This is a genomic window from Cognatishimia activa, from assembly GCF_026016445.1.
GTDB lineage: Bacteria > Pseudomonadota > Alphaproteobacteria > Rhodobacterales > Rhodobacteraceae > Cognatishimia > Cognatishimia activa_B.
Genome location: NZ_CP096147.1, coordinates 2,619,889 through 2,639,086 on the forward strand (window position 1 = coordinate 2,619,889; position 19,198 = coordinate 2,639,086).

20 protein-coding genes are annotated in these 19,198 nt (G+C 53.4%); 14 read left to right on the top strand and 6 right to left on the bottom strand.

Annotated features, from left to right (window positions below):
* Entirely contained in the window at positions 1-1,137 is a 1,137-nt protein-coding gene (locus M0D42_RS13075; RefSeq protein WP_265019052.1) for a trans-sulfuration enzyme family protein, read from the bottom strand.
* Positions 1,138-1,222: 85 nt separating this feature from the next.
* Between M0D42_RS13075 and M0D42_RS13080 the strand changes: the two genes are divergently transcribed.
* The 3 genes from M0D42_RS13080 (at position 1,223) to M0D42_RS13090 (ending at position 4,023) form a co-directional block, all read left to right on the top strand.
* Positions 1,223-1,777: a pseudouridine synthase gene (locus M0D42_RS13080; protein WP_265019053.1), complete on the top strand. Its 555-nt coding sequence runs from the start codon at positions 1,223-1,225 to the stop codon at positions 1,775-1,777.
* A 147-nt stretch (positions 1,778-1,924) separates the two neighbouring features.
* On the top strand, positions 1,925-2,734 hold the full coding sequence (locus M0D42_RS13085; protein WP_265019054.1) for a division plane positioning ATPase MipZ: 810 nt from the start codon (positions 1,925-1,927) through the stop codon (positions 2,732-2,734).
* Between the two features lie 266 nt (positions 2,735-3,000).
* The gene (locus tag M0D42_RS13090) at positions 3,001-4,023 is read left to right on the top strand and encodes an aspartate-semialdehyde dehydrogenase (RefSeq protein ID WP_265019055.1); all 1,023 of its coding nucleotides are present in this window, start codon (positions 3,001-3,003) and stop codon (positions 4,021-4,023) included.
* A 53-nt stretch (positions 4,024-4,076) separates the two neighbouring features.
* Here M0D42_RS13090 and M0D42_RS13095 read toward each other — a convergent pair whose 3' ends face one another.
* A complete protein-coding gene (locus tag M0D42_RS13095) occupies positions 4,077-5,222 on the bottom strand; it encodes an amidohydrolase (RefSeq protein WP_265019056.1) in 1,146 nt (381 codons plus the stop codon).
* 278 nt (positions 5,223-5,500) lie between these two features.
* On the opposite strand from M0D42_RS13095, the gene M0D42_RS13100 reads away from it, so the two are divergent.
* The 3 genes from M0D42_RS13100 (at position 5,501) to M0D42_RS13110 (ending at position 8,161) form a co-directional block, all read left to right on the top strand.
* Positions 5,501-5,881 carry a hypothetical protein gene (locus M0D42_RS13100; RefSeq protein WP_265019057.1) on the top strand — a complete coding sequence of 127 codons (381 nt, stop codon included), beginning with the start codon at positions 5,501-5,503 and terminating at the stop codon, positions 5,879-5,881.
* A 67-nt stretch (positions 5,882-5,948) separates the two neighbouring features.
* Positions 5,949-7,331, top strand: coding sequence for a leucyl aminopeptidase family protein (locus tag M0D42_RS13105; protein ID WP_265019058.1), 1,383 nt, complete (start codon positions 5,949-5,951; stop codon positions 7,329-7,331).
* Positions 7,328-8,161, top strand: coding sequence for a C40 family peptidase (locus M0D42_RS13110; RefSeq protein WP_265019059.1), 834 nt, complete (start codon positions 7,328-7,330; stop codon positions 8,159-8,161). The genes M0D42_RS13105 and M0D42_RS13110 overlap by 4 nt, the downstream gene beginning before the upstream one ends.
* Before the next feature lie 4 nt (positions 8,162-8,165).
* Here the strand turns inward: M0D42_RS13110 and M0D42_RS13115 are convergent, their stop codons facing one another.
* A complete protein-coding gene (locus M0D42_RS13115) occupies positions 8,166-8,519 on the bottom strand; it encodes a DUF2794 domain-containing protein (RefSeq protein WP_265019060.1) in 354 nt (117 codons plus the stop codon).
* 286 nt (positions 8,520-8,805) lie between these two features.
* Here M0D42_RS13115 and M0D42_RS13120 point away from each other — a divergent pair, with 286 nt between their 5' ends.
* On the top strand, positions 8,806-9,237 hold the full coding sequence (locus M0D42_RS13120) for a c-type cytochrome (protein ID WP_265019061.1): 432 nt from the start codon (positions 8,806-8,808) through the stop codon (positions 9,235-9,237).
* 102 nt (positions 9,238-9,339) lie between these two features.
* Positions 9,340-10,476: an S-(hydroxymethyl)glutathione dehydrogenase/class III alcohol dehydrogenase gene (locus tag M0D42_RS13125; RefSeq protein WP_265021155.1), complete on the top strand. Its 1,137-nt coding sequence runs from the start codon at positions 9,340-9,342 to the stop codon at positions 10,474-10,476.
* Positions 10,477-10,525: 49 nt separating this feature from the next.
* On the opposite strand, the gene M0D42_RS13130 is transcribed toward M0D42_RS13125, so the two are convergent.
* Positions 10,526-11,155, bottom strand: a complete 630-nt coding sequence (locus M0D42_RS13130) for a TetR/AcrR family transcriptional regulator (RefSeq protein ID WP_265019062.1) — start codon at positions 11,153-11,155, stop codon at positions 10,526-10,528.
* Between the two features lie 185 nt (positions 11,156-11,340).
* On the opposite strand from M0D42_RS13130, the gene M0D42_RS13135 reads away from it, so the two are divergent.
* From M0D42_RS13135 to M0D42_RS13155, 5 genes are all read left to right on the top strand, one after another.
* A complete protein-coding gene (locus M0D42_RS13135) occupies positions 11,341-12,270 on the top strand; it encodes an AEC family transporter (RefSeq protein WP_265019063.1) in 930 nt (309 codons plus the stop codon).
* A gap of 101 nt (positions 12,271-12,371) precedes the next feature.
* Positions 12,372-13,205, top strand: coding sequence for an S-formylglutathione hydrolase (gene fghA / locus M0D42_RS13140; protein ID WP_265019064.1), 834 nt, complete (start codon positions 12,372-12,374; stop codon positions 13,203-13,205).
* Positions 13,206-13,208: 3 nt separating this feature from the next.
* A complete protein-coding gene (gene sthA, locus M0D42_RS13145) occupies positions 13,209-14,687 on the top strand; it encodes a Si-specific NAD(P)(+) transhydrogenase (protein ID WP_265019065.1) in 1,479 nt (492 codons plus the stop codon).
* Positions 14,684-15,136 carry a YaiI/YqxD family protein gene (locus tag M0D42_RS13150; RefSeq protein WP_265019066.1) on the top strand — a complete coding sequence of 151 codons (453 nt, stop codon included), beginning with the start codon at positions 14,684-14,686 and terminating at the stop codon, positions 15,134-15,136. Before sthA ends, M0D42_RS13150 begins: the two co-directional genes overlap by 4 nt.
* Positions 15,137-15,150: 14 nt before the next feature.
* Positions 15,151-15,771 carry an HAD family hydrolase gene (locus M0D42_RS13155; RefSeq protein ID WP_265019067.1) on the top strand — a complete coding sequence of 207 codons (621 nt, stop codon included), beginning with the start codon at positions 15,151-15,153 and terminating at the stop codon, positions 15,769-15,771.
* Here the strand turns inward: M0D42_RS13155 and M0D42_RS13160 are convergent.
* Positions 15,768-17,009, bottom strand: coding sequence for an MFS transporter (locus M0D42_RS13160; protein ID WP_265019068.1), 1,242 nt, complete (start codon positions 17,007-17,009; stop codon positions 15,768-15,770). The genes M0D42_RS13155 and M0D42_RS13160 overlap by 4 nt on opposite strands.
* A gap of 109 nt (positions 17,010-17,118) precedes the next feature.
* Entirely contained in the window at positions 17,119-17,748 is a 630-nt protein-coding gene (locus M0D42_RS13165; protein WP_265019069.1) for a glutathione S-transferase family protein, read from the bottom strand.
* A 137-nt stretch (positions 17,749-17,885) separates the two neighbouring features.
* On the opposite strand from M0D42_RS13165, the gene zapE reads away from it, so the two are divergent.
* Positions 17,886-18,956, top strand: a complete 1,071-nt coding sequence (zapE, locus tag M0D42_RS13170) for a cell division protein ZapE (RefSeq protein ID WP_265019070.1) — start codon at positions 17,886-17,888, stop codon at positions 18,954-18,956.
* Positions 18,957-19,198 lie beyond the last annotated feature (242 nt).

Genomic DNA, 19,198 nt, shown 5'->3' on the forward strand with positions numbered 1-19,198 from the left:
TCACTGACCGAGGGCTTGTCCAAAGTCCTCGATCAGATCCGAGATATCTTCAATACCAACCGAAATGCGCAGCAAGTTCTGCGGCAAACCGGTATGTGACTCTATCGAGTAGCGATGCTCTACCAAGCTTTCGACCCCTCCGAGCGAGGTTGCTCTAACAAAGAGTTTTAACCGTCCGGCAACTTCAAGCGCTTTCGGCATATCCCCTTTGATCAGTACCGAAAGCAGACCGCCGTACCCGCCTTGCATCTGTTGAGAAGCAAGTGCATGACCGGGGTCAGACGGAAGTCCGGGATATAGAACACCCTCCACAGCGGGATGATCCTTCAGGTACTCTGCTAGCTTCTGTGCGTTGGCACTCATACGCTCGACGCGAAGTGAAAGCGTTCGCATACCGCGCAGCAGGAGCCATGCTTCGAAAGGCCCCATCATGGCACCGGAGTCAGCCCGATCTGTGCGGATCGCTTCCCAAATCTCGGTTTCTGAACGACAGGACAGCACACCACCTAGAACGTCTGAATGACCGTTCATCGCTTTGGTTGCTGAATGCATCACAATGTCTGCTCCCAGGCCGAGCGGGCGACTCAAAATCGGTGTCGCAGCTGTCGCGTCTACAATTAGGATGCCATCGTTTCGATGTGCGGATTCAGCTGCAGCGGCTATATCGACGACCTTCAGCCAAGGATTAGAGGGCGTTTCAACGAACACAAGATCGACACCGCCCTCACAGGCTGCATCGAGTGCTGCCGCGTCACTCGCATCAACGAGCTTCAACGTGATCCCACGTCGACCGCAGAACTCCTGAATCCACTTGATCGTACCCCAGTAAATTCCGTCCTGCAGCACCACGCGCGCGCCAGAGGGCAACCAACGAAACGCCGCTGCAATCGCAGCCATGCCCGACGGAAACAGCAAGGTGTCTGCAGCGCCTTCCAGCTTCCGGATAACATTCTCTGCCAATCGTACATTCTCGCTATGAGGACGCACATAAGTGTTTTCCGGATTATGCAGCGAATAATCCGTCTCACGATAGAACGTCGTGGCAGGTTGGATCGGCGGCACAACACCTCCTGAACTTTCGTCCTTTGCCCCACCTGCATGCGCGACCCATGTGGCTGACTTCACATCTTTTCTCATGGTGTGCTCCTTTGGGCCAAGTTAGAGGCTGAAATTCAACCCACTGCAATAGCCAAGCCAAGTTGAACCGTGTAAAGCCCGCAGCATGTCTCGTGTCATTCTCTTCAACAAGCCTTTTGATGTGCTATCGCAGTTCACCGATCGCGGCACTGAAGGCAGCACACGTCGCACGCTGTCTGAGTTCATCGACGTTCCGGGGGTCTACGCTGCAGGCCGTCTGGATCGAGATAGCGAAGGCCTACTTTTGCTAACCGATGATGGCAAACTGCAGAACCGAATAGCCAATCCGAAGAACAAGATGTCGAAGTGCTATTGGGCGCAGGTTGAGGGTATTCCTTCTGATGAGGCGCTGGAAACATTGCGCTCCGGCGTAAAACTCAAAGACGGCATGACCCGACCGGCAAAGGTCGAACGTATGGAGGAACCGGCGATCTTATGGGACCGCACACCTCCAATCCGATTCCGAAAAAACGTGCCAGACAGCTGGATCAAACTGACTTTGACCGAGGGGCGTAATCGCCAAGTTCGCCGCATGACGGCGGCCGTAGGGCACCCCACCTTGCGGCTCATCCGGTATCGCGTAGGCACGTGGACCATCGACGGGATCGAAAACGGCCAATGGGTGGAAGCCAGCGTCTGATCGGGCAGCCCTGCATCACTCAATAAAACTTGTGGATAACCACAAGGCTCGCGCTTCCACTGTAGCCCGCCACAACATATAGTGGTATCTGAACAGGCTCGGGCATCGCACCCGATAACGAAGTCTCAGGCGAGCGGGGATCATCACATGGCACATATTATTGTCGTGGGGAACGAAAAAGGCGGAGCGGGCAAGTCGACCGTCTCCATGCATTTGGCAACAGCTTTGGCCCGAATGGGGCATCGTGTTGGTGGTCTCGACCTCGACCTGCGCCAACGAACTTTCGGTCGCTATGTCGAAAACCGTAAAGCCTTCTGCGAAAAAGAAGGTTTGGAGCTGCCAAGCCCGTTTTATCATCCTCTGCCGGACATCGATCCTTCCACCGTTCAGGAAGGCGAAAACATCTACGACCTGCGCCTCTCTGCCGCCGTGGCCGAACTTGAACCAAAAACAGATTTCATCCTGATCGATTGTCCCGGCAGCCACACGCGCCTGAGCCAGGTCGCACATTCGTTGGCCGATACTTTGGTCACCCCGCTGAACGACAGCTTTGTTGATTTCGACCTGCTCGCCCATATCGATGCAACCGGGGAAAAGATCCTCGGTCCTTCAGTTTATTCTGAAATGGTCTGGAATGCGCGCCAATTGCGTGCGCAAGCGGGTTTGAAACCCATCGACTGGATTGTTGTGCGCAACCGTTTGGGTGCACAGCAAATGGTCAACAAAGAGAAGATGGGTAAAGCGCTGGATCGCCTTGCCAAACGCATCGGGTTTCGCACCGCACCGGGTTTCAATGAACGCGTGATCTTCCGCGAGTTGTTCCCGCGCGGACTGACACTTCTGGATCTGAAAGACATTGGCGTCAAACAACTCAATATCTCAAACGTCGCAGCTCGTCAGGAACTGCGCGATTTGATAAAGGCCCTGGACCTGCCAGACGTCACTGCGAACTTTTGAGTCTTCTATACAGAACCCGCCATTATATCCGAGAATCACGCCCGTCGCTTAGCGATGGGCGTTTCTGTTTTTGCGGAGCGTTTGAGTGATGCGGGTGGAAATTTCGACTATCGCGGAAATCCATCCGTTAGCCTGCACAAATGAGCTCTTTTGCATCACATATTGCCGTTTTAAATGACCCAAATCACAGGAATGCATTGGCATTGACCTTTCACACTGTGGAAAACAGGGCTAATAGGTCTCGTCCGAAATTTTGGAGATGAACAATGGGCTATCGCATCGTTGTCGTTGGTGCCACAGGTAACGTGGGCCGCGAAATGCTGAACATTCTGGCCGAGCGCCAGTTCCCGGTAGACGAACTTGCCGTTCTGGCAAGCCGTCGTTCCCTGGGCACCGAAGTGTCTTTCGGTGACAAGACCCTGACGACCCAAGATCTGGACACCTTCGACTTCACCGGTTGGGATATGGCCCTGTTCGCCGTGGGTTCCGAAGCAACCAAAAAGTACGCGCCAAAGGCGGCGGCTACTGGTTGTGTAGTGATCGATAACTCATCGCTTTATCGCTATGACCCTGAGGTGCCTCTGATCGTTCCAGAGTGCAACCCACAAGACGTCCATGGCTATTCCCAGAAGAACATCATCGCGAACCCAAACTGCTCGACTGCGCAGATGGTAGTCGCTCTGAAGCCTCTGCACGACCGCGCGAAAATCAAACGCGTTGTTGTGTCCACTTACCAATCCGTTTCTGGCTCTGGCAAAGAGGCGATGGAAGAGCTGTGGGATCAGACCAAAGCGGTTTACAACCCAACACAGGAAGTGCCTGCAAAGGTTTATCCAAAAGAGATCGCCTTCAACGTGATCCCGCATATCGACGTCTTCATGGAAGATGGCTCCACCAAAGAAGAGTGGAAGATGGTTGCGGAAACCAAGAAGATCGTCGACCCATCCATCAAAGTCACAGCGACCTGTGTGCGCGTGCCTGTATTCGTAGGTCACTCTGAAGCGGTGAATATCGAATTCGAAGAATTCCTCGACGAAGACGAAGCGCGCGACATCCTGCGCGAGGCGCCTGGCATCATGGTGATCGACAAGCGTGAAGACGGTGGCTACGTGACCCCGAAAGAATGTGTTGGAGACTTCGCAACTTTCATCAGCCGCATCCGTCAGGACAGCACGATCGAAAACGGCATCAACCTGTGGTGTGTCTCTGACAACCTGCGCAAAGGCGCTGCGCTGAACGCGGTTCAGATCGCAGAGCTGCTGGGCCGTGAGGTTCTGAAAAAGGGCTAAACATTAGCCAATTGAGTTTTTGATAGCCCCGCCACATTGGCGGGGCTTTTTGTTTATCCCAACAAATCCCTCGCAATCCGCTCAAAGATTGCAGCCCCGATCGGGATCAAATCGTCTGGAAAGTCGTAATCCGGATTATGCAATGCGGGATAGTCCTCGCCAGGACCTCGGCACAGCATGGCAGCTTTGGCGTTCCAACCGAATACACCAAAATCTTCGGAAGCGCGCATTGGCAATCCGTCCGCCCCATTGGCCACTCCGATCGCGTTCATCGCGCTTATTGCAATATCCGTCGCTTCAGCATCATTGATCGAGGCGGCAAACTCATCAAACACTTCAAATGCCACTTTCAAGCCATGGGCATCCGCCGCATTGATCGCCAGCGACCTGGCTTCGGCCACGACGCCAGCCATTGCGTCGTCATAAGCTGTTCGAAGCGTTGCAAAGATCGTGGCTTCGCTGGGTGCAATGCCAAAGGTTGCCTCTCCGATGTTGACATGCGTCACGGTGACAAGCCGAAAAGCGTCATCAAGATCACCCCCCGGCCCCAGTGCAGTCAACGCGGGTATGAGCTCGGAAACGGCCATTGCTGGAGATATTCCTGCTTCAGGTTCAGCGGCATGGGCGGTCTTACCGGACAGGGAAATCTTTAGCCCTTGTGATGCACAGTTAATGAGTCCTGATCGCGTTGACACATAGCCCAATGGCCGCCCCGGTTCATTGTGGATGGCGAAAGCCCAGTCAGGAGAGATTTCTGCAAAGCGTGGATCAGAAACCACAGCACGCGCACCGCTGCCATCTTCTTCGGCGGGCTGGAACATCAAGACTACGCGCCCTCTTTTGAGAGGAGACCTCGAGATCACGCGGCCCAGCGCTAATAGCATCGTCATGTGCCCATCATGCCCGCAGAGGTGCCCTTTGCCATCAATTTCTGATCGCCACGCCGCATCGGATATTTCGTGAATCGGCAAGGCATCCAGCTCAGCACGAAACAGGACTGTTGGGCCCACTACGCCACTGTCAAAAATCGCAGCGACCCCATGCCCTCCGAGCCCGGAAATGATTTTGCTGGGATTTAGCTTCTGAAGCTCTGCCACGATGAATTTCGCTGTCTCGACTTCCTCTCCCGAAATTTCAGGCCGACGATGCAGGCTGCGACGCAGCTCTGTCAGTTCAACGAGGTCGAAATTTGTAAGCATGGGTCACCTCAGTAGTTGCGCACAGAGTGGCATGACAATCGATAAAGAAAAACATCAATTTGGCCTCTCTATCCACGCCTCTATCATCGAATTTACGCATTGGCTCAATCAAACCGCGCTGGTGGATGCAGAACGCACGCCGAGACATCACGTGGTGTACGACATATTCATTTTTCATAAGTTTCGAATGACTTTCCATTTGGTCGTCAACCAATTGCAAAGGCAGATCCCCCTACGTTGATGGCGCTGTGGGGGCTTAAATTTTTGGGGTGGCAAGAATGGAACGGGTGCATGTTCTATTCTCGGATGAGGTTGTCCATTTGGACGTCGTCCGGATTGAAGAATTGGAACGTCTGTTAGGTGAGAAAGATGCAGAAAACGTTATTGTCAAAGCGATGGAGGAGGTTGCGACACGGCTGACACTGAGTGAAAGAGCTTATTACAAACAAGACTGGAACGCTCTGGGAAAAACCGTGAAATCGATGAGCGCGATTGGCGAACAAATAGGCATGTCGTCCTTAGCCAGAGCCAGCAAGAATCTATTGGAGGCATTATCTGGTGGTAACGATGCGGCCATCGCGGCAACGTTCTTTCGCCTTCAACGCGTCGGTGACCGCTCCCTTTCTGACTACTGGGATATTCAGGATGTGTCTGGATAAAACGCTTGCAGCAATTGGCAATGTGGATAGGCTGGCAGAAAGGAAACACAACTAAAAGAAGAGCTGCATGGCCCTTAAATTTGCCAAAGTCGCCGAAAAAACATTGCCTTTGCATATCGTTGAGACGACAGACTTTGAGGCCTGGAAAGCCTCTTGCGATGACCAAACAAAGACCTGGCTTGAAACAACCGGCTTCAAGCCGTCCATCGGCGCGGTAAGTCTGGTACCAGGCAGCGATGGGAAACCTCGGTCTGCAGTGGTCGGCTTTGGACACCAAGAAGATCGCGTTAAGGGGCGCTTTGCGCTCGCAGCGGCTGCCACAAAACTGCCAGAACGCAGTTTCGAAATCACTAGCAGCCCGGAAGGGTTCGACTTTGAAACAGAAGCGCTTGGCTGGTTGATGTCAGGCTATGCATTTGGTCGCTACAAAGACGCGCATGGCACCAAAGCTCAGTTGGTTTGCCCTGACGGAGTAGATGCGGACCGGTTAGAAGCCATCGCTGCCGGTGAAGCGCTGACGCGCGATCTGATCAATATCCCAGCCAACGACATGGGCCCCGATGAACTCGAAAAGGCGATGCGCGCGCTTGCGAGCAATTTTGAGGCCAGGATTTCGGTCGTCAAAGGAGATGAACTCCTTAAGCAAAACTTTCCCATGATACATACGGTCGGTCGCGCATCGACGCGTGCACCGCGCTTGTTGGATATGACTTGGGGTACAAAAGGACCAAAGCTGACGCTGGTAGGCAAAGGCGTATGTTTTGATACAGGCGGTCTAAACCTGAAGCCCGGCAGCTCCATGGGGCTGATGAAAAAGGATATGGGTGGTGCGGCAACTGTTCTTGGGCTCGCCCATATGATCATGGCTTTGGAACTGCCGTTGCAGTTGCGTGTCCTGATCCCTGCTGTTGAAAACTCCGTCAGTGGCAATGCCTTCCGTCCGGGGGATATCCTGACCTCTCGAAAGGGTCTGACGGTCGAAATCAATAACACGGATGCAGAAGGTCGCCTTGTACTCGCCGATGCCCTTGCTTTGGCAGCCGAAGATAATCCGTATCAGATCATATCCATGGCAACACTCACCGGTGCCGCGCGCGTTGCTGTCGGCCCGGATCTGTCCCCCTTCTATGCGGAGGAGGACCGCGTCGCTGACGCTCTCTCCCGTGCAGGAACCAAAATCGCAGACCCGCTTTGGCGCATGCCCTTCTGGGACCCTTATGAAAAAATGATCGAGCCTGGCATCGCTGATCTGGACAATGCCCCTAGCGGTGGCTTCGCAGGGTCCATCACCGCGGCGCTTTTCCTCCGGCGCTTTGTAGACACCGGGCGCTATACCCATTTTGACATTTATGGCTGGAACCCAAGCGCCAAACCTGCACGCCCCAAAGGCGGCGTCGGTATGGGTGCGCGCGCCATTCTAGAGGCTCTGCCGGAGGTGCTGAATTTATGAAAGACCGCAGACTGACACCCGCGAATAAACGCGTCGCTGATCCTGCACTGCAATCGGATTGGCCCGGTGTCAGTTATGTCGAGCCAGAACCATACGCTGTTCACTGGCCACTTGTGGATTTGATGAATGCACCGGAAGGACATCGCGACAGGCAATTGCTATTTGGCGATACGGTTGGCGTTTATGAAACCCATGAGGGCTGGGCTTTCGTTCGCTCCGACAAAGACGGATATGTTGGTTACGTTCCCAAAAGTTCGCTGGCTTTAACGCCAGCAGCAACGCATCGCGTCGCGGCGGCTGCGACTCATGTTTATGAGCAGGCCCATTTCAAATCCCGGGACCGCATGCGTCTCAGTCACGGCTGCCAGTTGCACGGATTGGAAACTGAAAACGGTTTCCTAAAAACCGCAGATGGCTACGTCCCACTCGTGCATTGTGCTGCTATCGAAGAATTCGCTTCAGATCCCGTGTCAGTGGCTAAAACCTTTCTGGATACGCCTTACCTTTGGGGCGGAAACAGTCGATTTGGAATTGATTGCTCAGGCCTGATCCAAGCGGCTTTTCTGGCCTGTGGCACCCCGTGCCCTGGTGACAGTGACCTGCAGGAAGAGTCTCTGGGCTACGAATTGCCCGCAGATGTTTCCCTGGAACGAAACGATCTTCTGTTCTGGAAAGGCCACGTCGCAATGATCGTGGACGAAGATCGGCTGATCCACGCAAATGCCCACCATATGGCTGTCACCTTCGAAAACATCGACACCGCAATCCGCCGGATCGAGCAACAAGGTGATGGCCCCATCACGAAACGCAAGCGCGTGATACGCGCATAAGCCTCTAGTCGAGGTCGACCGCGCGGATCAGTTTACGTTCCAAAACACGCAGCACCGTCTTTAGATCGTGCCCGCGCTTCAAAATTTGCCCATCCATCCCAATCACCGAATAAAGCCCCTGCCGATTTCTCAGCTTGGGGCGCTTTTCAATCCGGTAAATTGGATGTTCCGCAGTCCGACGAAAAATCGAGAACACGGCAGCATCCTTTAAGTGGGAGATGCCGTAGTCACGCCATTCACCTGCCGCCACCATCCGACCATATAGCGAAAGGATGATATTCAATTCGGTACGATGAAAGGCCACCTGTGTTGGGGTGGATCGATCTCCGGGAAAGGGCGTCGTAGGAGATATATTCATAAAAACAGGTTCGCCTTGATTTTGAATAAAATCAACCCTGCCCCGATTTTGCCCAAGATTCATCTGCAAAAGGCCTTTGACCTTCCCCGAATCCGCCCAAGGCGGGGTTGATAAAGACAACATAGCGAAAAATACCGCTACCCCGGCGACGTACTCTTTTCTTGCCCCCACCCAGTTGCGTCGTCGGGGGCTCTTTTTTCAGAAATGTTTGTAAGTATTGGCATCTTTGCCATTGATCTGCTGATCAATTCTAGATCTTCTGACTTTAATCTATTTGGAGCCAGATATGAAAATTTTGCCCCTAATACTTGCAGCCATTTTGGCTTTCGCAGGGATCGCTGCGGCCCATCAGGGCGTCAAAGACGCGAAAGTAGAAGCATGGATGCATTCCATGAGCCAAGCCGGGCAGGCCAGCAAGGTACTTGGGGCGATGGCAAAGGGAAATGCCAGCTATGATGAGCAGAAAGCAGAAGGTGCCAAATCGATACTGATCGACGTGGCCGCAGAAATTCCTGCGCTTTTTGAATCTCAAGCCATTGATCCGGTCAGCGAGGCCTTGCCAGCGATCTGGGAAGATTTTGAAGATTTCACATCGAAAGCAGAGCAAATGAAAATTGCTGCGGATGCGCTCGATGTGAGTAGTGCCGAAGCGATTTCGGCGGGAATTCGTTCACTTGGTCGCAGTTGCGGTGGATGCCATCGGAGCTATCGCAAATAATTACACATAGACGCATCCGATCCTTCTGCCGTCGCTCAGTGAGTTGAAAAGAGATCGTGATTGGCGCAGAGTCCCAGCAAATTACATGGAGGATGAACGATGATGCGTACGCGCGCAGCCGTTGCTCTTGAGGCAGGCAAACCCCTCGAGATTATGGAAGTGAACCTTGAAGGCCCAAAGGCTGGTGAGGTTTTGGTTGAAATCAAAGCCACCGGCATTTGCCACACAGATGAATTCACCCGCTCTGGCGCTGACCCGGAAGGTCTATTCCCGTCTATCTTGGGGCACGAGGGCGCCGGTATTGTTCTGGAAGTGGGAGAAGGTGTGACAACCTTGAAGCCCGGCGATCACGTTATCCCGCTTTATACACCTGAATGTCGTGAGTGTCATTCTTGCCTCTCCGGCAAAACCAACCTCTGCACTGCCATTCGTGGCACGCAGGGTCAGGGTCTGATGCCAGACGGAACTACCCGTTTCTCCATGCTGGATGGCACTCCGATCTATCACTACATGGGCTGCTCTACCTTCGCGAACCACACGGTTCTGCCGGAAATCGCATTGGCAAAAGTCCGTGAGGACGCACCCTTTGATAAGATCTGTTACATCGGCTGCGGTGTTACGACGGGAATCGGAGCCGTTATCAACACGGCTGGCGTTGAGATCGGCTCGTCAGCAGCCGTCTTTGGTCTGGGTGGGATCGGATTGAACGTCATTCAAGGTCTGCGAATGGCCGGAGCAGATGTCATCATCGGCGTTGATCTGAATGACGACAAAGCGGAGATGGCGAAGAAGTTCGGCATGACTCACTTTGTAAACCCATCCAAACTGCCTGAAGGTCAGTCGGTGACCGAGGCCATTGTCGAATTGACCAAAACGGAACAAGACGCGTTCGGCGGCGTCGACTATTCCTTTGATGCCACTGGCAACGTTCAGGTTATGCGCGATGCGCTGGAATGTTCTCACCGCGGTTGGGGTGTCTCTGTGATCATCGGCGTTGCTCCTGCAGGGGCAGAAATCTCCACCCGTCCGTTCCAATTGGTCACCGGGCGCGTCTGGAAGGGCACAGCCTTTGGAGGTGCCAAGGGGCGAACGGATGTCCCTAAGTTCGTGAACTGGTACATGGATGGAAAAATCGAGATCGACCCGATGATCACTCACAAACTGTCTTTGGATGACATCAACGAAGGTTTCGACCTGATGCATGAAGGGAAATCCATCCGTGCAGTCGTGGAGTTTTGATCCAACAAGAGACTAGAAAATTAAGCCCCGCTCAGCGGGGCTTTTTTGTTCAGGCCGGGCTGCTCGTCCCGTAGCTCTTCATGAACATCTCAACAGTGGCATTCGCAACCGAAAGAATTTCATCGTCTGAAAACTCCGTTCTCACTCCGAAACAAGCAAGGTTGAACAGCTTCGTTTTGCAAAGCTCTGAGAACTGGTAAGCTGCCATATCCACGTCATCGATATTCAACTCTCCACGAGAAACACTTTCCCGCAGATGCTCAACCATCTGTTCGTGACCATTTCCAGGTCCAGCTTCGTAATAAGCCTGTCCCAACTCAGGAAACCGATCTCTTTCGGCTACGCAAATCCGGAAGATGCGTTGTGAAAACTCTGAAACCAGAAACTTTGCCAATCCATAGGCCGCCAGATGCAAAGCGTCACGCACCGGCATCGTCTCATCGATCCGAGAGACAATTTCAGTCGACATGCGCTCACATTCCGCCTGGACCACTTCTTTAAAAAGCTGCCGTTTGTCTGAGAAGTAGCTATAAAGCGTCGCCTTTGACACGCCAGATGCTTTGGCGATGTCATCTACACTTGCTCCTTCAAATCCATCTCTCAAAAATATCTCGCGCGCACCCGCCAAGACTTGATCGATTTTTCTGCCTTTTCGAAGAATGGGAGCTTGAGTGTTCATAACTGCCTTTTTGGATTGGTCTGTTCAAATATAAACTGTTCAGTTCACTTTTGCCAACCTAACCAAAGGAGAGCGAAGCAAAGCTTGGCTATTAGCGCATCTCCGCAGTCGGGTTGAAGACCAAAACATTGCTCAGCCGCGCGCAATTTCCTTGCTATTCGGTAAGTATTTGTTACCAATTCAACATGGTCGATGTGTTCCTGCAAACCGTTCCATTTTTTGCAATCATCGGCTTGGGTTACCTTGCCGGTCGGTTAGGATTTTTTCCTGAGGTTGCCACCGCGTATCTCACTCGGTTTGTGTTTTATTTCGCCCTGTCTGCGATGCTCTTTCAATTTTCAGCCAAACTCGAATTGGCCGAAATTTTGGATTGGAACATCATCCTCGCCTATCTCGCTGGAACCACAGCTATTTACATACTCGCCACGATTGTCGCCCTTCTTCGGCGCCAGTCGGTGCCGGTTGCCGCTGTTGAAGCACAGTGCGCTGTCATCGGAAACACGGGATTTCTAGGAATTCCAATGTTGACCATCTTGATGGGTGCCGAAGCGATTGGCACGCTGATGCTGATCCTGGCTGTCGACCTGATTGTCTTTTCATCCTTAATCGTGATCCTGATCAACGGCGCGCGCGATGGTCAGTTTTCAGTTCGCATCATTGCAACAGTCGCCATGGGTCTGATCAAAAATCCCATGATCGTGGCGATGATTGCAGGCCTTTCTTGGTCTTCGATGGGCTGGGGCATACCGGTGGTCATGAATGAATTCTTATCAACGCTAGGTGCTGCCGCGACGCCCGGAGCGCTGTTTGCAATTGGCGCATCCCTTGCCAGCAAATCAACTGAACGCATGCACGTTGCCGGCTGGTTGAGCTTCTGCAAATTGATCTTGCACCCGCTGGCTGTGACAGGGTTCGCATTGTTTGTATTCTCACCAACACCGTATGACGCCGGGATAATCATTGCGGCATCCGCCCTGCCCGTCGCTGGCAACGTCTTTATGCTCGCGCAACACTATGGGGTTGCTCCACAACGTGTTTCAGCCTCCATCCTGATTTCGACGGTGATCTCTATTCTGACCTTTTCGATGATCGTTGGTTGGGCAACTGCCCTTTAATTGAAGTTCCTGCCGCAAATAGCGCGCCTCTCGCCGCGCTAGCCCTTGCCGCCTTAGGGGGTTCTGCGATAGCCCTGCCTTCGGACAAAGTAAGGATCACCATGGAAAGCCTATCTGAAAACAAGAGTTTCGGTGGTACCCAAGGCGTCTACAAACACGCCTCTACCAGTTGCAATTGTGACATGACCTTTGGTCTGTTCCTGCCTGAAGAAGCCAAGGACGGCCCGGTGCCGGTTTTGTGGTTCCTCTCTGGGCTGACCTGCACACATGAAAACGCCATGACTAAAGCGGGCGCTCAGGCTTGGGCGGCGGAGCAAGGCATCGCTGTGGTCTTTCCTGACACCAGCCCGCGCGGTGATGATGTTGCTGACGATGACGCCTATGATTTGGGCAAAGGAGCTGGCTTCTACGTGAATGCCACGCAAGCCCCGTGGTCACCCCACTTCCGCATGTGGGACTATATCGCGTCTGAACTTCCCGCCCTGCTGGAAGAGAAGTTCCCCCTTGATATGAGCCGTCAGGCAATCACCGGTCACTCTATGGGCGGCCACGGTGCTTTGACCTTGGCATTGTCTCTGCCCGGTCGCTTTAAATCAGTCTCTGCCTTCTCGCCGATTTGCAACCCAACTGGATCGGATTGGGGCCGCAAGCAATTGAGCGCATATCTGGGCGCCGATGAAGCGCTTTGGATAGGCCATGACGCTTCGATACTGATGCGTGAGAGAGGCTTTGATGGGCCAGTTTTGATTGACACTGGAACCGATGATCAATTCATGGACCTCCTGAAGCCTGAAACACTCGCGGCCGCCGTTGCAGAACGCCGCCAGGAGGCCAATCTACGTTTGCAGAAGGGCTACGATCACAGCTATTTCTTTGTCTCAACGTTCATGGAAGAGCACGTCGCCTTCCATGCTGATGCTTTGTACGGAGAGTAATCCATGAGCCACTTTGATCTTATCGTAATCGGCTCTGGCCCAGCGGGACGTGCAGCTGCGATTCAAGCAGGCAAACTGCAACGCAAAGTCCTGGTAATCGACCGCAAGGATCGCCTCGGCGGTGTGTCCGTCCATACCGGAACCATCCCTTCCAAAACTCTCCGCGAAACAGTGTTGAACCTCTCAGGTTGGCGGGAGCGGAGTTTCTACGGTCGCTCCTATCGGGTAAAGGATGAAATCAACGCTGACGACCTGAAAGCACGTCTGCACATGACACTCGACTATGAAGTCGACGTGCTGGAACACCAGTTCAATCGCAACCACGTGAGTACGCTGAACGGCGTTGCCAAGTTCATCGGCCCGCGTGAGATCGAGGTCGCAACTGAGGCGGGTGAAACCACCACTCTGACAGCTGACAACTTCTTGATTGCAACCGGGACAAAAACCTATCGCCCGGAAACCGTCCCATTCAACGGTACCAACATTTTGGATAGCGACGAGTTTTTGGACATGGCCAAAATCCCGCGCTCTTTGGTTGTTGTCGGGGCCGGTGTGATTGGCGTTGAATATGCCACCATGTTCTCGGCGCTAGATGTGCGCGTCACCCTGATCGAACCGCGGGACAGCTTCCTTGACTTCATCGATAAGACGCTGATTCAGGATTTCACCCATCAGATCCGCGAAAACGGTGTCGATCTGCGGTTGGGGTCTGCAATCGAGAAGATCGAAGAGCATGGCGAAATGGTTGAGGTGAGCCTTGAAAATGGACGGCATGTGCGAGCAGAGATGCTGTTGTTCGCAGCGGGCCGCATGGGCGCTACTGAAAAACTCAACCTGTCAGCAGTTGGACTCGAGACCGATCATCGCGGCCGCATTTCTGTGAACCGCAAAAACTACCAGACTGACATCCCGCACATCTATGCGGCAGGTGATGTGATTGGACACCCAAGCCTGGCGTCAACGTCTATGCAACAGGGCCGCGTCGCGGCATGTCACGCGTTGGAAACCCCAACTCTGCCAGAAAGCCCATGGTTCCCATATGGCATTTACTCCGTGCCGGAAATCTCTACCTGTGGCATGTCCGAGGAAGAGCTTCAGGAACGCGGCATTGCTTATGAAGTCGGCGTAGCCCGCTTCCGCGAAACATCGCGCGGTCACATCATGGGCCTTGAGCACGGGATGCTAAAGATGCTGCTCTCGCTGAAAACCCGTCGACTGCTGGGCGTTCAGATCGTAGGAGAAGGCGCAACCGAACTGATCCACATCGCGCAGGCGGTTATGAATCTGAAGGGCACAGTAGACTACTTTGTTGAGAACACTTTCAACTACCCAACGCTCGCAGAAGCGTATCGTGTGGCGGGGCTTGATGCATTCAATCGGATGCCCATCCCTGACGAGTTCAAGGTAAAGCGCGAAGAACGTATGGAAGAAAAGAAAGCCACCCGTGCGCGCTTGAAAGCCGAAGCGGAAGGTAAATCGTGACAGAGATCTACGTGGATGCGGACGCTTGCCCGGTGAAAGCCGAAATCGAGCGTGTCGCAACGCGCCATAAGATCAAAGTCTATGTTGTCAGCAATGGCGGCTTGCGCCCCTCGGCCAATCCATTGATCGAAAACGTCATTGTCCCCGAAGGGCCTGATATCGCGGATATGTGGATTGCAGACCGTGCCAAAACCGGTGATGTCGTCATCACAGGTGACATTCCGCTGGCTGCCAAATGCGTGGAAGCTGGCGCGAAAGTTCTGAAACACAACGGCGAGTCCTTAAATGAGCGCAATATTGGGCAAGCCCTCGCAGTGCGTGATCTGATGAGTGATTTGAGATCTGCGGACCCATTCCGGCAGGGCGGCGGGAAGGCTTTTTCAAAGTCTGATCGCAGCCGATTTCTGGATGCATTGGAACGCGATATTCGCGCGGCAAAAGCCAAGTAAGCAGGATTTAGAAAATGCCTATTGAAGCTGTAATATTTGATGTCGGCAACGTTCTGATCGAGTGGCAGCCAGAACGTGCCTACGATCGCCTGATCGGCGAAGAACGCCGCAAAGCCATGTTTGCAGAGCTGGACATGCATGACATGAACAATGACATCGACCTAGGGGCCCCTTTCAAAGAGCGTATTTATCAATTCGCGGAAGAAAACCCGAAATGGCGCGATGAAATCCGTATGTGGCATGACAACTGGTTTGACCTCGCGAGCCCTGCCATTGACCACTCTTGGCGCCTACTAAGAGCGTTGCGCGCAAAAGGCGTTCAGGTATTTGCCCTCTCCAATTTCGGCGTCGACAATTGGCCCCCTGCTGTCGAGGTCTACCCGGTACTCGGTGAATTTGACCGCGAATATGTATCAGGCCGTATGGGTCATGTGAAACCGTTCAACCGGATTTATGAAATGGTTGAAGAAGACTGTCAGGTCGAACCAGATCGTCTTCTTTTCGCTGACGACCGTGAAGAAAACCTGGTGACCGCGCGCGCACGTGGCTGGAAAACCCACCTATTTGAAGGACCGCAAGGCTGGGCAGACCGCTTGGTAACTGAAGGTCTGTTGACCGCGACGGAGGCGGCTTAGGCCGCCATAGCAGCAGGCGGCGTCCGCTTTTCGCGGATTGGAAGATGCACTATCGCGCTAAAGGCCCCCACACCTACGCCGATCCACCAGACCGCTTCATAGCTTCCATAGACGTCATACATGCGCCCGCCCAGCCACACGCCCAAGAAACTACCCAGTTGGTGGCTGAAGAAGACAATGCCATAGAGCGTGCCCATGTAACGCAGCCCATAAAGATGCGCGACGAGACCTGAGGTGAGCGGAACAGTTGCGAGCCAGAGCGAGCCCATCACAATTGAAAATATGATGACGGTTGTTGGCGTCATCGGCAACATTATGAACGCCGCGGCCGCTATTGTTCGACCTGTATAGATTGCCGCCAGTAGATACTTCTTGGAGTATTTTTTACCGAGATAGCCCGCATACAGCGTGCCGCCAATATTAGCTGCACCGATTAGGGCAATCGACCATGCACCAAGCTGTGAGGTGGTGCTTATGCCAACGGAGGCAAGTACGCCTTTCGGGTCAATGGCAGCACAGACCTCCGTCACAAACGCCGGGAAATGCGCGGTTACAAAGGCGAGTTGGTAGCCGCAACTGAAAAATCCGAGAAAGATAAGCGTGTAAGACGGATCTTTGAATGCACGCTTCAAAATGGTCCCCATGCTTTCTTCAAGTTCCGCTTTTGAAGCCGCAGGCGCACGCATCATTGGGAGCGTAATCAAGACTGCAAGGATACCGGCTGCAAAGATCAGAAATGTGTTTTGCCAACTCAGGAAGCCCAACATCCATTCAGCAACCGGCGCACCAAATACCTGCCCAGCGCTGCCTGCCGCCGTTGCAATCGCAAGCGACATCGAGCGGTTTTCATCAGAACTCGCGCGTCCGACGACCGCCAAGATTACACCAAAACCCGTACCCGCGATACCAAATCCAACCATCACTTCATAAAACTGATGCGCTTCAGGTGAAACAGCGAAGGAAGACAATACCAATCCAGCTGCGTAGACCAGAGCCCCCATTATGATCGCCTTGCGATCCCCGATGCGTTCTGCAATCGCACCGAAAATCGGCTGACCGATACCCCAGGCAAGGTTTTGAATCGCAATGGCCAGAGAGAATTCAGACCGCAGCCAGCCAAACTCTTCGGCAATTGGGATTTGAAACACCCCAAAGCTTGCACGGATCGAGAAGGACACGAGAATGATGATGCAACCGGCGATCAACACCGGTGTCATTAGAGGCGCGCGTTCCTGCATGGTACTCTCCTTGGGCAGCGCCCGCATGATGGGAGCGTCGGCTCAAGTGAGTCAATTCAGGAATTGTGCGCCTGATAGTCAAGATCTGTGATCTGTCAGCAATTATGCCCTATGGGCGCGGAATTGGCCCTGTATCTTTGGGCACGGCATATCCGCGCTGAAACCCTGGGCGGTCAGCCAATCTTAGGTACCAGTCGCGGACAGCTGGAAAGTCATTTAAATCGATCCTCTGAAATTCAAACCGAGATACCCAAGGCCAAATCGCAAATTCGCAAACCGAGAGATGTTTCAGTATAAAATCGCGGTGTTCAAGATGCGCATTCAAGATGCCATAGAGCCTTTGCGCCTCTTTGCCGAACCTTTCCTCCGCGTATGGCGCTTTGCCCGGATTGAACTTCAGGAAGTGGTGCGCCTGCCCCAGCATCGGCCCTTGCCCACCCATCTGCCACATGAGCCATCGCATCATTTCCCAATATTCCGGATCATGCCGCTCTGGTGTAAATTGGCCGGTCTTTTCGGAAAGATAGAGCAGTATTGCACCGCTTTCATTCACGACCGTCCCGTCATCGTCCACGAGCACCGGTATTTTGTGATTTGGGTTCAGCGCCAAAAAGGATGGATCAAATTGCTCGTCTGCGCTGATATCGACCGATTGCACCGTGTAGGGCAGGCCCATTTCTTCCAAAGCGATGGATATCTTACGGCCGTTCGGCGTGGACCAAGTATATAGCGTGATCATTGTTGTTCCCATCCGCTGAGCGCAGTTTGGTTATTGGCCGTGATATTGCCCGCAAATTTAGCGCACGAAAAGCAGACGTAACGGCGCAGCCTATATCGCGGCTTCCAACCCTCGCTTACAAAAGCTATGCAACAGTTATGACTGCGATACAGGACATCTACGACAACCTCGTTGCCACGGGCGAATTGACCCGCGACCCGGCGCAAGAGGCCGTTCTCCCCGAATTCGAACGCGTGCGCGCCGGCCTTGCTGAGCCTGCTCCGAAGAAAAAGGGGTGGTTTAAGAAAGCCAAACCAGAGGCCGTCAAAGGACTTTATCTTTGGGGTGGCGTTGGGCGCGGAAAATCCATGTTGATGGATATGTTTGTTGAGGCTGTTGAGGTCCCTTCCCGGCGCGTACACTTCCACGCGTTTATGCAGGAGATTCACGCCGGCATGCATCAGGCCCGTCAGGAGGGCGTCAAAGATGCGCTTGCGCCTGTTGCAGCTAAAGTGATCGAAGATGTTCGCCTGCTGGCCTTTGATGAAATGCAAATCACAGATATCACGGACGCCATGATTGTCGGACGTCTGTTTGAGATGCTTTTTGAGGCGGGCGTCACAATTGTCACCACCTCAAATCGTGTGCCTGATGATCTCTATAAAGATGGCCTCAACCGACAGCTCTTTCTGCCCTTCATCGACGTCCTGAAAGAACAGATGGTCATCTGGGAAATGGTCTCCCCTACGGACTACCGTCAAAATCGCCTGACAGGTCAACAGGTCTATTTTGTGCGTGGCTCTGGTGGCGCAAGGAAGCGTTTGTTGGAGCTTTGGAAAGACCTTGCGGGAACCGGTGCTCCGCCGCTCATTTTGACGGTCCAAGGCCGCGAGGTTGAGATCCCCAGGTTCCGCAACGGGGTGGGTAAAGCAAAATTCTATGACCTTTGTGGCAAGATGCTTGGCCCGGCCGACTACTTGGCAATTGCAGAGGCTGTACGCGTTCTGGTGATCGAAGATATCCCTCATCTCAGCCGCCACAACTTCAACGAAGCAAAACGCTTCGTGACATTGATTGACGCGCTTTATGAAGCGAAAGTCCGGCTGATTTGCACAGCCGCCGCGGAACCAGAGATGCTCTATGTTGAAGGCACAGGCACCTTTGAGTTTGAACGAACCGCCAGCCGACTGCGAGAGATGCAGGACGCAGATTGGGGCAAAGATACCTAAGCACGAATCACTGAATTCAAACGAATCGGGGGACGCCAATTGGCATCCCCCGGTCCCGATAGTCTTGCCTGTACTGGGCTTAAAGGCGCTGCTCGGCCACCTCTATCCCACTGCCTTTATTGAAAAAAGTCCTGCTGTAGCGACTATACGCCCTGTCAAACGAATCGGTCAAGTGGCTCCGAATCGGTTTTTTGATCTCGAGCACATAACGATTCGCAGAAGTGAGTCGTTTCAATCACTTA

Excerpts from the sequence above, each read along its gene's own strand:
- M0D42_RS13135 (WP_265019063.1), top strand. The coding sequence starts at position 11,341 with ATGGTCGATGTGTTCCTGCAAACCGTTCCATTTTTTGCAATCATCGGC.
- zapE (WP_265019070.1), top strand. The coding sequence starts at position 17,886 with ATGACTGCGATACAGGACATCTACGACAACCTCGTTGCCACGGGCGAA.
- M0D42_RS13125 (WP_265021155.1), top strand. The coding sequence starts at position 9,340 with ATGCGTACGCGCGCAGCCGTTGCTCTTGAGGCAGGCAAACCCCTCGAG.
- M0D42_RS13165 (WP_265019069.1), bottom strand. The coding sequence starts at position 17,748 with ATGATCACGCTATATACTTGGTCCACGCCGAACGGCCGTAAGATATCC.
- M0D42_RS13160 (WP_265019068.1), bottom strand. The coding sequence starts at position 17,009 with ATGCAGGAACGCGCGCCTCTAATGACACCGGTGTTGATCGCCGGTTGC.
- M0D42_RS13080 (WP_265019053.1), top strand. The coding sequence starts at position 1,223 with ATGTCTCGTGTCATTCTCTTCAACAAGCCTTTTGATGTGCTATCGCAG.
- M0D42_RS13095 (WP_265019056.1), bottom strand. The coding sequence starts at position 5,222 with ATGCTTACAAATTTCGACCTCGTTGAACTGACAGAGCTGCGTCGCAGC.
- fghA (WP_265019064.1), top strand. The coding sequence starts at position 12,372 with ATGGAAAGCCTATCTGAAAACAAGAGTTTCGGTGGTACCCAAGGCGTC.
- M0D42_RS13110 (WP_265019059.1), top strand. The coding sequence starts at position 7,328 with ATGAAAGACCGCAGACTGACACCCGCGAATAAACGCGTCGCTGATCCT.
- M0D42_RS13105 (WP_265019058.1), top strand. The coding sequence starts at position 5,949 with ATGGCCCTTAAATTTGCCAAAGTCGCCGAAAAAACATTGCCTTTGCAT.
- M0D42_RS13085 (WP_265019054.1), top strand. The coding sequence starts at position 1,925 with ATGGCACATATTATTGTCGTGGGGAACGAAAAAGGCGGAGCGGGCAAG.
- M0D42_RS13155 (WP_265019067.1), top strand. The coding sequence starts at position 15,151 with ATGCCTATTGAAGCTGTAATATTTGATGTCGGCAACGTTCTGATCGAG.
- sthA (WP_265019065.1), top strand. The coding sequence starts at position 13,209 with ATGAGCCACTTTGATCTTATCGTAATCGGCTCTGGCCCAGCGGGACGT.
- M0D42_RS13115 (WP_265019060.1), bottom strand. The coding sequence starts at position 8,519 with ATGAATATATCTCCTACGACGCCCTTTCCCGGAGATCGATCCACCCCA.
- M0D42_RS13075 (WP_265019052.1), bottom strand. The coding sequence starts at position 1,137 with ATGAGAAAAGATGTGAAGTCAGCCACATGGGTCGCGCATGCAGGTGGG.
- M0D42_RS13130 (WP_265019062.1), bottom strand. The coding sequence starts at position 11,155 with ATGAACACTCAAGCTCCCATTCTTCGAAAAGGCAGAAAAATCGATCAA.
- M0D42_RS13120 (WP_265019061.1), top strand. The coding sequence starts at position 8,806 with ATGAAAATTTTGCCCCTAATACTTGCAGCCATTTTGGCTTTCGCAGGG.
- M0D42_RS13090 (WP_265019055.1), top strand. The coding sequence starts at position 3,001 with ATGGGCTATCGCATCGTTGTCGTTGGTGCCACAGGTAACGTGGGCCGC.
- M0D42_RS13100 (WP_265019057.1), top strand. The coding sequence starts at position 5,501 with ATGGAACGGGTGCATGTTCTATTCTCGGATGAGGTTGTCCATTTGGAC.